General features: G+C 65.2%; 15 protein-coding genes. 5 read left to right on the top strand and 10 right to left on the bottom strand.

Features of this window, described 5'->3' with window-relative positions; translation table 11 throughout:
• Positions 1-7 precede the first annotated feature (7 nt).
• The 6 genes from BKA07_RS11640 to BKA07_RS11615 form a co-directional block, all read right to left on the bottom strand.
• Positions 8-1,702, bottom strand: coding sequence for an ABC transporter permease (locus tag BKA07_RS11640; RefSeq protein ID WP_167951029.1), 1,695 nt, complete (start codon positions 1,700-1,702; stop codon positions 8-10).
• A gap of 51 nt (positions 1,703-1,753) precedes the next feature.
• Entirely contained in the window at positions 1,754-2,509 is a 756-nt protein-coding gene (gene modA, locus BKA07_RS11635) for a molybdate ABC transporter substrate-binding protein (protein ID WP_167951028.1), read from the bottom strand.
• A gap of 154 nt (positions 2,510-2,663) precedes the next feature.
• Positions 2,664-3,065 (bottom strand): TOBE domain-containing protein, encoded by a 402-nt coding sequence (locus BKA07_RS11630; RefSeq protein WP_167951027.1) that lies wholly within the window; start codon positions 3,063-3,065, stop codon positions 2,664-2,666.
• Positions 3,062-3,484: a molybdenum cofactor biosynthesis protein MoaE gene (locus BKA07_RS11625; protein ID WP_167951026.1), complete on the bottom strand. Its 423-nt coding sequence runs from the start codon at positions 3,482-3,484 to the stop codon at positions 3,062-3,064. The genes BKA07_RS11630 and BKA07_RS11625 overlap by 4 nt, the downstream gene beginning before the upstream one ends.
• Positions 3,481-3,951 (bottom strand): cyclic pyranopterin monophosphate synthase MoaC, encoded by a 471-nt coding sequence (gene moaC, locus BKA07_RS11620; RefSeq protein WP_167951025.1) that lies wholly within the window; start codon positions 3,949-3,951, stop codon positions 3,481-3,483. Before moaC ends, BKA07_RS11625 begins: the two co-directional genes overlap by 4 nt.
• Positions 3,948-5,213, bottom strand: coding sequence for a molybdopterin molybdotransferase MoeA (locus BKA07_RS11615; RefSeq protein ID WP_245161930.1), 1,266 nt, complete (start codon positions 5,211-5,213; stop codon positions 3,948-3,950). Before BKA07_RS11615 ends, moaC begins: the two co-directional genes overlap by 4 nt.
• A 42-nt stretch (positions 5,214-5,255) precedes the next feature.
• Here BKA07_RS11615 and moaA point away from each other — a divergent pair, with 42 nt between their 5' ends.
• Together moaA and BKA07_RS11605 are read left to right on the top strand one after the other, a co-directional pair.
• A complete protein-coding gene (moaA, locus tag BKA07_RS11610) occupies positions 5,256-6,344 on the top strand; it encodes a GTP 3',8-cyclase MoaA (protein ID WP_167951024.1) in 1,089 nt (362 codons plus the stop codon).
• On the top strand, positions 6,345-6,590 hold the full coding sequence (locus BKA07_RS11605; RefSeq protein ID WP_167951023.1) for a MoaD/ThiS family protein: 246 nt from the start codon (positions 6,345-6,347) through the stop codon (positions 6,588-6,590).
• A 60-nt stretch (positions 6,591-6,650) separates the two neighbouring features.
• Here the strand turns inward: BKA07_RS11605 and BKA07_RS11600 are convergent, their stop codons facing one another.
• Together BKA07_RS11600 and BKA07_RS11595 are read right to left on the bottom strand one after the other, a co-directional pair.
• On the bottom strand, positions 6,651-7,763 hold the full coding sequence (locus tag BKA07_RS11600; protein ID WP_167951022.1) for a ThiF family adenylyltransferase: 1,113 nt from the start codon (positions 7,761-7,763) through the stop codon (positions 6,651-6,653).
• 17 nt (positions 7,764-7,780) lie between these two features.
• On the bottom strand, positions 7,781-9,010 hold the full coding sequence (locus tag BKA07_RS11595; RefSeq protein ID WP_167951021.1) for a molybdopterin-binding protein: 1,230 nt from the start codon (positions 9,008-9,010) through the stop codon (positions 7,781-7,783).
• Positions 9,011-9,097: 87 nt separating this feature from the next.
• Between BKA07_RS11595 and BKA07_RS11590 the strand changes: the two genes are divergently transcribed.
• Positions 9,098-9,946 (top strand): CPBP family intramembrane glutamic endopeptidase, encoded by an 849-nt coding sequence (locus BKA07_RS11590; protein ID WP_342449042.1) that lies wholly within the window; start codon positions 9,098-9,100, stop codon positions 9,944-9,946.
• 102 nt (positions 9,947-10,048) lie between these two features.
• Here the strand turns inward: BKA07_RS11590 and BKA07_RS11585 are convergent, their stop codons facing one another.
• Together BKA07_RS11585 and BKA07_RS11580 are read right to left on the bottom strand one after the other, a co-directional pair.
• The gene (locus tag BKA07_RS11585) at positions 10,049-11,518 is read right to left on the bottom strand and encodes a peptide MFS transporter (protein ID WP_167951020.1); all 1,470 of its coding nucleotides are present in this window, start codon (positions 11,516-11,518) and stop codon (positions 10,049-10,051) included.
• Between the two features lie 139 nt (positions 11,519-11,657).
• A complete protein-coding gene (locus BKA07_RS11580) occupies positions 11,658-12,920 on the bottom strand; it encodes an MFS transporter (RefSeq protein WP_167951019.1) in 1,263 nt (420 codons plus the stop codon).
• A 292-nt stretch (positions 12,921-13,212) separates the two neighbouring features.
• Between BKA07_RS11580 and BKA07_RS11575 the strand changes: the two genes are divergently transcribed.
• On the top strand, positions 13,213-13,626 hold the full coding sequence (locus BKA07_RS11575; protein ID WP_167951018.1) for a phage holin family protein: 414 nt from the start codon (positions 13,213-13,215) through the stop codon (positions 13,624-13,626).
• A gap of 109 nt (positions 13,627-13,735) precedes the next feature.
• On the top strand, positions 13,736-13,966 hold the full coding sequence (locus BKA07_RS11570) for a hypothetical protein (protein WP_167951017.1): 231 nt from the start codon (positions 13,736-13,738) through the stop codon (positions 13,964-13,966).
• The last annotated feature ends 19 nt before the right edge of the window (positions 13,967-13,985 follow it).

The raw sequence follows: 13,985 nt of genomic DNA, 5'->3' as shown, positions 1-13,985 counted from the left end.
CGCGCGTTCAATCTGATCGATGTGACTGACTGCACAGTATTCCTTCTCCGTCCGCGGCGCAAAAGCTGTCGAGGAAATCGTGGCCCGGTGTGCTCGCACCATCAGCGAGGAGCTTCTGCTCGACGTCTCCCACCGGTGCTTTGAAGGCGATCGCCCCGGAGTCGACGAGCACCAGCGTCGAGGCCAGAGCGGTGACGTCGGCGACGTCATGGGTGATGATGACGGCGCTGCGACCGGCGAGGACGTGCCCGAGCACCCGTCTGGTCTCGATCTTGACGTCGACATCGAGCGCTGCCAGCGGCTCGTCGAGCAGCAGGAGCTTCGGGTCGATGACCAGTGCCCGGGCCAGAGCGATCCTGGCCGCCTGCCCCCCGGACACGGCCCCGGGCCCACGATGCGCGCAGTCGCCGACTCCGAGGCTGTCGAGCATGTCCTGGGCGATCGTACGCGCCTGATCGCCTCGGTGCCCGTGAGCCCGGAGTCCGAACGCCACGTTGTCGATGACACTCAGGTGTGGGAACAGGAGCGGATTCTGCGCCAGGTGGACGATGCCGCGAGCGTGGACAGGTGGCCACGTATCGGCCGCGAGGTCGAAGATCGTGTCATCGCCGATGTGCAGGGCACCGGATTCGGCGGCTATCGCGCCCGTGATGAGCTGGAACAGGCTCGACTTCCCGGCACCGTTGCGTCCGATCAGCGCCGTCGTCGACCCGGCCGGAACGGTGAGGTCGACGCCGAGGCTGCGCTCGGGCACAGCTGCGGTGAGCCGAATCGTCGACGCGCTCGCCTCGCCCGTGCTCGGCCCGACGGTCGTCGAGACGTCTGTGACCGTTGTGTCGGCCGACGATGTCGGCCGTGGTGCCCGTAATCGTGAGGCACCCTCTTGTGGGCCCTTCGCCCCTGGGGAGCGCAACTTGGGTGAATGGGGCGAACGATAGGCGAGGACGATGATGACGAGCGCCACGACGATGAGCAGCAGGGACAGGGCGATTGCCGACTGTGGATCGGATTCGCGGACGAGATAGATCTGCAGCGGCATCGTCCGGGTCACCCCCGACAGCGAGCCGGCGAACGTCAGGGTCGCCCCGAACTCCCCCAGCGCGCGGGCGAAGCAGAGGACCGCGCCGGTCATGATGCCCTGACGCAGAAGCGGGAGGGTGATATGGAAGAACACGCGGTTGGGTGTGGCGCCGAGTTCGGCCGCCGCGAGCTCGAAGTCCTGGCCACGGGCGGAGACCGCCGTCTCGACGGACATGACCATGAATGGCAGTGAGACGAAGATCTGCGCGAAGACGACCGCCGACGTCGTATAGGCCAGGCCCAGGCCCAGGCCCGTGAGCAGTGAGCCGAGGAACGCGGCCCGCCCCCAGGTGTAGAGCAGAGCGAGGCCGCTGACCACGGGCGGCAGGACGAGGGGCAGCAGGATGAGGGTTCGAACGACCTTCTGCCCACGGAAGGTGCGCGTGGCCATCAGGTGGCCCAGGGGGAATCCGATGAGCACGCAGACCAGAGCCGCGATGATGGATGTCAGCAGCGAGATCCCCATCGCCACACGAGACTCGGGGGCAATGATGACCTCGCCGAGGTGGCCGGGATCGATCCGTGTGATCATTCCGATGATGGGGACGAGGAGGAAGGCGATGCCGAGCCCGGCGGGAATCCAGACCCATGTCGGGACTGCGGAGTGGCTGCGGTGCGTCATTTCGGGGCAATCGTGTCGGCGGGGCTCATGTCAGTGTCGGCACAGTTCCTATCAGGGTGTGGAGAATCCGGCGTCCTCGAGCAGTCGCGCGGCCTTCTCGGATCTGAGGAATCGGATGAACGCATCGGCTTCCTTCGTGTTCTCACTCGCTCCGACCGCGGCAGCCGGGTACCTGTTGACGACCTTTTCGGCTCCGTCGAGTTCGACCTGTTCGACCGCCGAGTCGGCTCGGGCGACGTCTGTGACGTAGACGATGCCCGCATCGGCCTGACCGGAGCTGACCTTGCCGAGCACGTCGGTGACCGAGTTCTCTTCGCTGACGGGGTCGAGACTCACTTGATTCTGCTTGGCCCACTTGTTCGTGGCCGCCCCGCACGGAACCTGCGGGGCGCAGACGACGAGGTCCTTGCCCGTGAAGTCGTTCGAGGTCTCGATGTCCTCCGGGTTGCCCTCGGGCACGGCCAGAGTGAGAGTGTTCGATGCGAAGATCTCGGGCGCACCGGCCAGCAGCTCATCCCCGGCCAGAGTGTCCATGGTCGCCTCGTCGGCGGTGGCGATGACATCCGCGGGGGCTCCTTCGGAGATCTGGGCGACGAGGTCCGAGGATCCGGCGAAGGAGAACTTCACCTCGATATCCGGTTCTGTGCTGTTGAACTCCTCGGCGACATCGGCGAAGACGTCCGTCAGTGAGGCCGCGGCGAAGACGGTCAGTGTCGTCTTCCCCGACTCTGAGTCGGAATCGGAACCTGTGGAACAGGCGGTCAGTGAGAGCAGGGCGAGGATGCAGGCTGCGGATAGAAACTTCATCCATCCATTAAACCCGCATATGAGGAGTTTTTGGATGTTTGTTTCAACATTTGCGGGAATAAATTGTGAAGTGTCGCAGGTGTACGTGACACCTGCGACATACGAACGCGAGCGGTGTGAGCGGTGCCAGCGAACCCAGCGGTGTGAGCGAACCTCAGCGGTCGGCGGCCGTGTCGATCGAGACCATCGTCGCCTTCACCGAGGCCGTGGCGAGGCTGCCCGGTTCGAGTTCGAGCTGCGAACAGGCCTCGGCCGACATCAATGACACCACCCGGAACGGTCCGCACTGGAGGTTCACCTGAGCCATCACACCGTCGATGACCACATCGGTGACCAGGCCGGTGAACCGATTGCGCGCGGAGCTGACGACTCCGGTCGGGTCCTCGAGCGCCTCCGACCCGGACTGGGCCAGGGCCACGAGCTCTCGACCGTCGACGACCGCGCGGTTGGACGAGTCCTTGCCTTGGGTGAGCCTGCCGTCATGGACCCAGCGTCGGATGGTGTCATCGCTGACACCGAGGAAACGGGCCGCATCGTTGATGCGCAGCCGGTTCACTCGAGGGCTCCGACCCACTCGTCGTCGCCGTCGGCGAAGAACTGGTGCTTCCAGATTGCGACTCGGGCCTTGACCTCGTCGACGAGCTCCGAGCACGCTTCGAAGGAGTCCCGACGATGGGGTGAGGCGACGACAGCGGCCAGGGCGACGTCGCCGATCTCGAGGCCCCCGACGCGGTGGACGACGGACAGCCGTACGGCCGGGTGCTTCGCCGCGATCTCGGCGGCCACCTCGGCGATCTGGGCCGGCGCCACCGGGTGGGACTCATAGGTCAGGCGCTGGACTCCGCGTCCGTCGTCGTGGTCGCGGATGACGCCGGAGAAGCTGACGACGGCGCCGCAGGTGCGCGTGAGGACATCAGTCTCGAGGTTGGCCGTGCTGATGGGGGTCTCGACGATGTCGGTGCGGATGACGTTCATGCGTCCCGGCTCCAGTCCCCGCTGCGTCCGCCCGACTTTCCGACCACCTTGATATCGCCGATGATCGCCTGATTGTCGACGGCCTTGATCATGTCGAATATGGTCAAGGCCGCGATGGACACGGCCGTCAGCGCCTCCATCTCGACCCCGGTCTTCGACACAGTCTTGACCGCCCCGTTGATGCGGACCGCGTCGTCGAGCAGTTCGAAGTCGACGTCGATGCCCGTCAGCGGCAGCGGATGGCACAGCGGGATGAGGTCGCTGGTGCGCTTGGCGCCCATGACGGCGGCGATGCGGGCCACGGGCAGGGCATCACCCTTGGGCAGGCCCGCCTCGGCGATCATATCGATGACCTCGGCTCGTGTCGTGATGAGTGCTGTGGCCGAGGCGCGACGCTTGGTCACGTCCTTGTCGCCGACGTCGACCATCTGGGCGGTTCCGGTGTCGTCGATGTGCGAGAGGTTCATGTGATCTTCCACGTCTTCAGCTTATCGCCTTCCCCGGTATGCACATCGTTCGCGTCGGGGGCCGGATCCGTGGGCGGGATGAAGACCAGGTGGGTGCTCCGGGCGTAGCTGTGGAGCAGATGCGAACGTGATCCGCCGACGAACTCGAGACCTTCCTCGGCCAGGACGGCCCGCCGCACCTGCAGCTTCGAGCTCGGCGGTGCTTCGTCGAATCCCCCGCGCAGTCGGTGGTATTCGGTCTCGCGGGGCTCTTCGTCGACGCCGAGTCCCAGCAGAACCGGACGGATGAACATCTCGAAGCTGATCAGGGCGCTGACCGGGTTGCCGGGCAGAGCCACCCACGCGCTTCCGGCCAGTCGTCCGCAGCCCTGCGGTCCTCCCGGCTGCATGGCGATGGGTTCGAAGACCATCATCGACTCCGGGTCGAGGTCGGCGGCGAGTTTGACGACTTCGTGCGCGCCCTTGGAGATGCCTCCGGTGGAGACGACGAGCTCGCAGTCGGCGGCGCGGACCGCGTCGAGCAGCGCCTGCGGGTCATCGGGCACCGTGATGATCGTCGTGTCGACGCCCAGGCGCCGCAGGCCGGCCCCCAGAGTCACCGAGTTGGCATCGTGGATCCCGGCGGCCGCATCGGCTGTGATCTCATCCCCGGTGCTCACGACGAGCACACGCGGCAGAGTCCGGACCTGAAGTTCCGTGATGCCGCAGGCCGCGGCGATGCCGAGGTGGGCCGGACTCAGCATCAGACCGGACGTCAGCACCGTGGTCCCGGCCCCGACGTCGCTGCCGCGCGATCGGACGAATGCGCCGGGTTGCGGGCCCGACTCTGTGGTCGGCAGAGTGATGGTGATCTCCGGTGCTGCGAACTCTGCTGGGTCTGTGGCTTCGATGGCGATGACGGTATCCGTGCCTGCAGGCAGTGGCGCTCCCGTCATGATCTCGACTGCGGTGCCGGCTGCCGCCTCGGCGCCCATTGCGCCGGCGGCGACTCTGCCGCGGACCGGAATCGGTCCATAGACCGTCTGGTGGATCCCTTGCGGATCCTGCTCCTGCTTCTGCGCCGCAGTGCGTAGGGTGGAGGCGGCCACGGCATATCCGTCCATGCTCGAGTTGTCGAAACCGGGGACGTCGATCGGTGAGTCGACACTGGCCGCAAGCCGACGCGGTGTGTCGAGGAGTTCGCCGATCGGCACAGACCGCGTGTCGAGGAGCGGAGAAATCGTCTCGAAGACACGCTGACGATGCATCATGGCGGTAGTCATGGGACGATGATATCCAAGATGTTGATCAAGGAGGATGGCAGAATGCGGAAAATCAGCCTGCCCACACCCGTGCTGAGAACTCCGACCGTGGATCCGGGCGAGACATTCACGGGGCATCAGGAGGATTCGCTCCTGGACACCTTCGACCGTCGTGCCCGCGATCTGCGGATTTCGCTGACCGATTTCTGCAATCTGAGGTGCAGCTACTGCATGCCCGAGGAGGGTGTGGAGTTCATGTCCCGCGATACGGCGATGACCGCCGAGGAGATCGTCCGCTTCGTGCGCATCGGCGTCGAGAAGTTCGGCGTCGACCAGGTCCGCTTCACCGGTGGAGAGCCGTTGACCCGCAAGGACGTCGCCGACATCATCGCCGGGGTCGCCGGACTCGAGCCGCGACCCAACATCGCGCTGACGACGAACGCGATCGGTCTCGACAAGCGTGCTGCGGCGCTGCGTGATGCCGGGCTCGATCGCATCAACGTCTCCCTCGACACCGTCGACGACGAGACCTTCCGGGAGATCACCCGACGACCGTTCCTGTCCCGCGTCCTCGAAGGCATCGAAGGAGCACAGTCGGCCGGTTTGGACCCGGTCAAGGTCAATGCAGTGCTCCTCCCCGGGGTCAATGACCACCAGGCCCCCGACCTGCTGCGCTGGTGCATCGATCGTGGCCTCAAGCTGCGCTTCATCGAGCAGATGCCACTCGACGCCGGCCATTCCTGGGAGCGCGGCACCATGATCACTGCGGCGGACATCTTCGCCCTCCTCGAACCCCAGTTCGTCCTCACACCGGATTCCGCCCCGCGCAACGGTGCACCGGCGGAGAAGTTCCTCGTCGCAGACAGACAGGAGCCGGAGACGATCATCGGCGATGTCGGCATCATCGCCTCGGTGACGCGACCGTTCTGTGCCGACTGCACCCGCACCCGCCTGACGGCGGAGGGGCGCGTGCGCACCTGCCTGTTCTCGCACACGGAGGTGGATCTGCTCACCGCCATGCGCGATGGCGCCGGCGACGACGCGATCGCGAACCTGTGGAAGGGCGCGCATTGGAACAAGCTCGCCGGACACGGCATGGACTCCGACAGCTTCGAACAGCCCCAACGACCCATGAGCGCAATCGGAGGATAAGTGCCGCAGATCAGAGTCCGCTTCTTCGCTGCCGCACGAGAGGCCTTCGGCACCAGGGAATGCAGCACCGCAGCCACCACCCTCGGGGATCTTGTCACAGCGCTGAACGAGGGGGCCGGCACGGAGGCGAGCACCGTCCTCGGTCGGTCGAGTTTCCTCGTCAACGCCATCGCGACCACCGATCGTGACGTGACCTTGAACGAGGGCGACACCGTCGACGTGCTCCCACCCTTCGCCGGCGGCTGAGACTCACAGGCGGATCGCGGGTGAGCCCGTCAGTGCTGACTCGGATCGTGGGTGAGCCCGTCAGCGCGGTAGTGACAGATACGCGAGATATCCGCCGGAGACCGAACTGACCTGCCGTCCCAGGGCGCGCAGCTGTGCACATGCTCTGGCCGAGCGTGCCCCCGACCGGCAGTACAGCGCCACCGCGCCATGCCCGTCGATTCTGCCGGGGTCGGCGATCAGTTCGTCCATGGGCACGTGTTCTGCTCCGGAGACCATGCCGGCACTCACCTCGTCGGTCTCCCTGATGTCGATGAGGTGAGTGCCGGGGGCCAGGTCCGTCCACGTCAGTGTGGGTGCCGGATCCCCGCCATCGGCCCCGGGTCGCGCGGAAGCGTCATCGCCGAGGCGACCCTCGGGCTCCATGGCAGGCTCCAGGTCCGTGACGGGTTCCCGGTCCGGGATCCGCCCCACGGGGATCGTCTCCCAGCTCGTCTCCAGGCTGCTGTGGATGGCGACCGCGTTGTACAGTGGCGTGCCGATGCCGGTGAGGACCTTGATCGTCTCCATCGCCATGGCTGAGCCGATGCTGCCGCACAGTGCCCCGAGCACACCCGCCGTGGCGCAGTCCGGGACCGAGCCCGGAGCGGGAACGACCGGGTAGAGGTCGCGCAGTGTCGCCCCGCGTGTGGTGTCGAAGACCGCCACCTGCCCATCGAAGCCGAGGATGGTCCCCCAGACGAGGGGTTTGTCGAGGATTTCGCAGGCGTCGTTGGCCAGGTATCTGGTCGCGAAGTTGTCACTGCCGTCGATGACGACGTCAGCGGTTCCGACGAGCTCGAGCGCATTGTCCGGTGTCAGCAGCATCGGGTAGGTGACGATGTCGAGGCTCGAATTGAGTTCGGTGATCGAGTCCTTCGCGGAGTCGACCTTCCTCGCACCGACGCTGGCTTCGGAATGGATGAACTGTCGGTGCAGATTGCTCAGCTCGACCGTGTCGGGATCGAGGATGCTGATCCGACCGACCCCGGCCGCCGCCAGATAGGTCAGGACCGGGGACCCGAGCCCGCCGGCCCCGATGACGAGCACGTGGGATCTCAGGAGTGCGGCCTGGGACTGCGGGCCGAAACCGTTGAGGCGGATCTGGCGCGCATAGCGGGCCGTGTCCGCGGGGCGAAGAGCATGTCCTGACATGTGCCTCAGTCTAGTCGTCATCGGCAGTCGAGGACGGCGATGGCATCGCCTCGACGAATGACCTGCGGATGACGAGGAAGACGGATGATGACGTCGGCTCCCGCGAAGTCACGCAGTCGTGACCGCGTCGCCGCCTCGACGTCTCCGTCTGCGGTGAAGCGTCCCGGGACGAGGCTCATCGCCTTCTCGTGACCGATGACCTCGTCACCGGCGAACACGGCTGTGCGCCACCGTGCACGCAGAGGACGGGCCTCGATCAGAGATCGCCCGAAGAGGTGGAAGGACAGGAGCGCCCCCGTCGGTGTGCCGGGAAAGTGCAGCAGCGCGGTGGTGCCGAACCGGCCGTGGCCCTGCGGTCCGCCGGGACGCTGCGCGAGGCGCAGGAAGGTCGAGTGCTCGCCCTCGAGTGCCTGCCGCACGACTTCGAAGGCTCCCGCGCTGATGCCGCCGGTGGTGATGATGAGATCGACTTGGCCCTGGAGCTCCTTGAGAATCGTCAAGAAGGCCCCGGGATCGTCCCCGCAGCTGCGTTCGACGGGCACCGCACCGAGATTCGCGATCGCGGAGCCGAGCATGGGCAGATTCGAGTTGTGGACGAATGGCTGCTCGGGCTCGCCAAGCCGGTCCGGGCCGCTGAGGCCGATGCGGTCGTCCGTGCCGGTCGGATCGCAGCTCAACTCGTCGCCGGTGACGATGAGTCCGATGGTCAGCGCTCGTTCGACCCTCACGCTCGCCAACCCCAGCATCGCCAGCGTACCCACTCCGGCTGGGCCGATCGTGTCTCCGGCGAAGATGACGGCTTCGCCTTCCCGCGTGTCCTCTCCCACTGCCCTGATGTTCCAGCCGGGCCGCTGTGGGCTGGGCAGGGAGGAGACGAGGATGCGGTTCGGGGCCGGACCGGTGCGGGGTGCGTCGGTGATTTCGACAGGGACGACCACCTCGGCGGAGGTGGGAACCTGTGCCCCGGTCATGACTCGCACCGCTGTGCCGGGCGTGGTGGCCATCGGCACGCTTCCGGCGGGGATATCTCCGCTCACGACCACCTCGGCGCCGTCCCGGGCCCGGTGCAGAGCGGATTCGTCGAGGGCGAAGCCGTCCATCGCCGAGGTGGCGAAGGCGGGGATCGGCGTTTCGGCGATCACGTCTTCGGCGGCGGTCCTCCCGAGGGCCGCAGCGACGGGAACCGTCTCCACGGTGCGATTCGGGATTGAGGCGATGAGGCGATCGCAGTATTCCTCGGGTTCCACTGATGTCCTTTCGTCTGCCCCAGATCCTACGATCCGCCGCCGGTTCAGGCGACCGTGTTCGGACTGTGGTGCTTTAGGGTGTGAATCGTGGACACGCGCATACGGCACGAGCCCGGCCCCCGACGATTCGACCTCTTCTCCCGGCCAGGGCTGGCGGCATCGCTGCTGGCGCTGTCCGCGTTCGGCCTCTTCGCCCTCGGAACCTCGTTTCCCGAGGTCAGGAGCCTCGGGTACGTGCCGATGGTTCTCTCGCTCATCATCGCATGGATCGCCGACCGGGAGTTCGCACGGGACCTCACCATCATCGCCGGCTGTCTGGGGCTCATCTCCGCGATCTCTGTGGAGGCCGACATATCATGGTCCAATATCGCGCGCATGGGCGTCGTCCTGTCCGCGGTGGTCATCGGGCCCTGGCTGATCACCCGGTACGGGTTGAAGGATCGGACGATCGTCTTCCCGCTGCGACGCGGGCAGAGGTGGTCGCGTCTGGAATGGGCGTGGCTGCTGTTCGTCGTCGTCGTGGCCTGGCTGGTCCTCCCCCAGTACTTCATGCGCACCGGTGTCTATCTCAATTGGCCTCCGCTCGAGAGCTGGTCGGAGATCATCCGACTGTTCTTCGGCGTCAACGCCGTCGGCATCTGGGACGAGCTGTTCTTCATCTGCACGGTATTCGCGCTGCTGCGCAAGCACTTCGCCTTCTGGACGGCGAATGTGTTCACCAGCGTGATCTTCGTGTCCTTCCTGTGGGAACTCGGCTACCGGTCGATCGGTCCGGTGCTGACGATCCCGTTCGCGCTCGTGCAGGCTTATATCTTCACCCGCACGAAGTCGCTGCCCTACACAGTGACCGTGCATCTGCTCTTCGACGCTCTCGTCTTCCTCACGATCGTCCATGCCCACCACCCCGAAGCGCTGCCGATCTTCATCGGGGTGTGAGAAGCTGCCGGCGCTGCCCCACACAGGGCGAACGCCCTTGCCCACACAGCGTGAGCAAGGGCGTGTCGAGCTCCGTCGAGTCGGGAACCAGCTGCCGAGGCGTCAGCGGATTCCGCGCAGTGCCTTCAGCATCGGTTTGGTCAAGGTCAGGGCGAGCAGCCCGAGAATGATCGAGGCCGCTCCGACCGATGTCCAATACGGCGTCTGGTTCTCGGCGGAGTAGTATCCGCCCAGCACACCGGACAGCGCCGTACCCACGCCCGAGGCGAGGAAGAACACGGCGATCATCTGCGACTGGAACACCTTCGGAGCCACCTTCGAGGAGAAGGACAGGCCAATCGGTGAGATGAGCAGTTCGGCGAAGACGAACAGCAGCAGGATGAAGGCGACCCACAGCAGCGGGGTCTCATGCTCTCCTGAATTCGCGAACGGGAGGAAGAGCAGGAAAGCGATGCCGATGAGGATGAGCGAGAGTCCGGCCTTGACCGGAGTCGAGATCTGACGAGTACCCAGCTTGAACCAGATGGCCGAGAAGACCGGGGCGAAGGCGATGACGAAGATCGGCGGGATGAGCTGAAGCCAGTTGATCGGCATCTGCCATCCGAAGATCACTCGGTTCATCTGTGTGTCCGAATACGCGGTGAGGGTCCCGAAGATCTGCTGATACAGGGACCAGAACACGACGCAGGTGAGGAAGAAGGGAATGAACGCGAGCACGCGTGAGCGCTCATCGGCGTTCGTCTGCGGACTGGCGCACATGACGATGAAGTAGCAGGCCGCTGCTGCGGCCGAGATCCCTGCGATCCACCAGTCCAAGTTGTCGGGATTGACGATGCCGGTCATCCACAGTGCAACGATGAGGACGACGGCGACGACGATGGCCAGCAGGAACAGGTAGAGCTTCGACGTCGGCAGCGGGTTGACCGCTCCCCGCGATTCGTCCGGCAGGTTCTTGCGGCCGGTTGCGTAGATGATCAGGCCCAGCGCCATACCGACGGCTGCGGCGCCGAAACCGAAGTGGAAGCCGATCTCCTTCTGCAGGAGTCCGGTGACGAGTGGCCCGAGGAAGGCACCGATGTTGACGCCCATGTAGAAGAGGGTGAACCCGGCGTCCCGGCGCGGGTCCTTCTCGTCATAGAGCTCGCCGACGAGGGCAGAGGCGTTGGCCTTGAGGCCGCCGGAGCCGAGTGCGACGAGGATGAGTCCGGCTGCGACTCCGCCGAAGCCGGGGATGAGGGCCAGGCAGATGTGGCCGATCATGATGATGATCGCCGAGTAGAAGAGGATCCTCTCCGCGCCCAAAACCCTGTCGGCGACCCAGGCGCCGAGGATGGTGGCGAGGAAGACCGCACCGCCGTAGGCGCCGACGATGCCGATGGCGGTCGGCTGAGGCATGCCCAGGCCGCCGTCGGTGACCTGGAAGTACAGGTAGATGGCGAGGATGCCGTTCATGCCGTAGTAGGAGAACCGCTCCCACAGCTCGAGGCTGAAGAGCTGCATGAGTGGGAGCGGGTGCCCGAAGAAGCGGGTATCGCTGTGCGCGGCCTCGGTGGTCGAGGTGCTGGATGACATAGATTGTTGCTTTCCCTTGTGACGAGCGAACGCGCACTGTGGTGCGCGAATCACTGTGAACAACCGGCAATGCTACTCCCGGATATTGTTCAGGTCACATGCTGACAATGGTGGGACACGTCGTCCCAGAAAGCGGAAACTACGAGTGAACCAGGTCTCTTTTCCGGGCGTTCTTCCCGACGCCGAGGTTGAGCAGGCCCGCGACGAGGACGAGCGAGGAGGCCGCTATGGGCACGGTCATCGCGGCGGCTGTTCCGGCCTCCTCGGCGAGGACTCCGTTGACCGCCGAAGCCACCGATTGGCCGACGATGATTGCGGACCCGGCCATGGACATGACGGTGGCCGAACGACCGAGCGGGCTGCGCTCGGCGGCGAGGCTGAACAGCGTCACCAGTGTCGGTCCGACCGCGCACCCCATGAGCAGGAGTGCGATGACGACGGTGACCATGGAGGTCGAGGTCGACATGATGACGGCGCCGATGAGCATCAGCGGAGCGAAGGACAGCAGCCGTGCCCACAGCGCAAAACGCGGCGAGAAGAGCGCAACGGTGATCGCGAGGACCGCCGAGCCGATGCCCATGATGCCGTAGATGAGGCCGGCTTCCTCGGGGCGTCCGAGGTCGTTCGTCAGCGAGGTCAGCGCCGTCAGCGTCGATCCGAAGACGAGGCCGATGCCGAAGACGCCGAGGACGACGACGAAGACGCCGAAGGTGAACAGCTCCTTCGCCGGAGCCTGAACGCGCGGCTGGGACGATGTGCCCACATGCGCCCGACCGGTGGGGTGGAGGGCGAATGAGGAGATGAAGACGAGTGTCATGATGACGGCGCCGATGATCGGTGCGACGGGGTGGAAGGCCGTGGCGAGGAGGCCGACGATGAAGGGGCCGAAGACGAAGACGACCTCATCGGCCGCGGACTCGTAGGCCATGGTTCCGTTGAGGGTCTTCTGCTGGCCGGGGCCGGCGAGCTTGGTCATGATGATCTCGACGAGTCGCGAACGCGACATCGGTGCCGCCTGCGGTGCAGTGGCGCCGATGGCGAAGGCGGCGATGAGCACCACGGCATCGGACAGTGGGCTGTAGACGACCCACGCCATGAACACCAGCGCGAGGCTGTTGAGCAGGCCGACGGTCAGCAGCACGGGCCGCTGCCCCCAACGGTCGGCGGCGGCGCCGATGAAGGAACCGAAGATCGCCGTTCCGAGGCCGACCATCGCCGAGTTGATTCCGCCCAGGCTCAGGGAACCTCTGCCGGCGACGACGAGAGTCAGGACCCCGATGACGACCATGGCATAGGGCAGACGGGCCATGAACGCGATCGGAAAATAGCTGCGGCCCACGACTTTCAGCAGCTTCGGTGCTGCAGTCTCATCGGGGCGGGTGCGGGTTTCGTTGCTTGGCATACCAATCCAGTTCCTCCCCATCACCGTGATGGGGATCCGTGCCGCCGTGGTGACCTGGATCAAATCACTCGGTAGATGCACTCTGCTGTCGCTGTCTGTGCCTTTCGGCGCTCCTCCCAGGCTACCGGGATCGGGGCGGGCGGACGAGGGTGAAGCAGTTGAGCTTGCTCACCATCGCTCCCCGACGGTCGGACGCGACCCCCTGCTTCGCTGGGCTCGGCGATCACCGGTACGGACCTCATTCCCACCGTCGACTCAGTAAGAATGCAGACGAGGATGGGAAGATACCAGCATGAACTTCCTCTCTCGAGTAGTCGTCAACGCATGTGCGATCTGGGTTGCGGCTTGGATACTGCCCGGCGTCGCCATCGCAGGGAACAGCGTCGTCGAAGAGCAGACCGGGCCGATCCCCGCCATGATCATCTCCTACCTCGTGATCGGGCTGATCTTCGGTTTGGCGAACGCGTTCATCAAGCCGATCCTCAGCTTCGTCTCCGCACCGATCACGTGCCTGACGCTGGGCCTGTTCTCGATCGTCATCAACGCGATCATTCTGGCCCTGACCAGCTGGCTGTCCGGCTTCACCCCGTTCGAGTTCACCATCGACACGTTCTTCTTCTCCGCCATCTTCGCCGCGATCATCGTCTCCGTCGTCTCGGCGCTTCTGGGGTGGTTGGTTCCGGAGAAGAGTTCGCAGCGTGACTGACCGGAGGCCATGACGACGCGAAGGACCGTTCGCACCGGAAACTTCTCTACGACATGTAGACTTAAGTGCAGTGTGTCAGACTGCACCCCATTGACCGTCGGAGGAGAACATGTCCAATATCGCCACTACGAAGAGAACACGGAACTCAGCATCGCCGGCTGACGTCATCGTCTTCGTTCTTTCGTTTGCCCTCTTCGTCTTCGGGCTCTATCTCTTCGGCGCAGGCTTCTTCGGCGCTTCTGGCACGCAGTTCTGGCTCTTCTGGGCCGGGCTGCTCGCCTCGTGCTTCGCCTTCCTCATCCCCATGGTCTACCACTGGGTCGTCGACCGTAAGGCCTGAGACCTTACGACCACACGAC

It is taken from the genome of Brevibacterium marinum (assembly GCF_011927955.1).
In the GTDB taxonomy this organism is placed as follows: domain Bacteria; phylum Actinomycetota; class Actinomycetes; order Actinomycetales; family Brevibacteriaceae; genus Brevibacterium; species Brevibacterium marinum.
Note: the sequence above shows the minus strand (reverse complement) of the source record. Positions and strands in the feature narration are given on the sequence as shown.

Excerpts from the sequence above, each read along its gene's own strand:
- BKA07_RS11580 (WP_167951019.1), bottom strand. The coding sequence starts at position 12,920 with ATGCCAAGCAACGAAACCCGCACCCGCCCCGATGAGACTGCAGCACCG.
- BKA07_RS11575 (WP_167951018.1), top strand. The coding sequence starts at position 13,213 with ATGAACTTCCTCTCTCGAGTAGTCGTCAACGCATGTGCGATCTGGGTT.
- moaA (WP_167951024.1), top strand. The coding sequence starts at position 5,256 with ATGCGGAAAATCAGCCTGCCCACACCCGTGCTGAGAACTCCGACCGTG.
- moaC (WP_167951025.1), bottom strand. The coding sequence starts at position 3,951 with ATGAACCTCTCGCACATCGACGACACCGGAACCGCCCAGATGGTCGAC.
- BKA07_RS11615 (WP_245161930.1), bottom strand. The coding sequence starts at position 5,213 with ATGACTACCGCCATGATGCATCGTCAGCGTGTCTTCGAGACGATTTCT.
- BKA07_RS11640 (WP_167951029.1), bottom strand. The coding sequence starts at position 1,702 with ATGACGCACCGCAGCCACTCCGCAGTCCCGACATGGGTCTGGATTCCC.
- BKA07_RS11625 (WP_167951026.1), bottom strand. The coding sequence starts at position 3,484 with ATGAACGTCATCCGCACCGACATCGTCGAGACCCCCATCAGCACGGCC.
- BKA07_RS11570 (WP_167951017.1), top strand. The coding sequence starts at position 13,736 with ATGTCCAATATCGCCACTACGAAGAGAACACGGAACTCAGCATCGCCG.
- BKA07_RS11600 (WP_167951022.1), bottom strand. The coding sequence starts at position 7,763 with ATGTCAGGACATGCTCTTCGCCCCGCGGACACGGCCCGCTATGCGCGC.
- modA (WP_167951028.1), bottom strand. The coding sequence starts at position 2,509 with ATGAAGTTTCTATCCGCAGCCTGCATCCTCGCCCTGCTCTCACTGACC.
- BKA07_RS11585 (WP_167951020.1), bottom strand. The coding sequence starts at position 11,518 with ATGTCATCCAGCACCTCGACCACCGAGGCCGCGCACAGCGATACCCGC.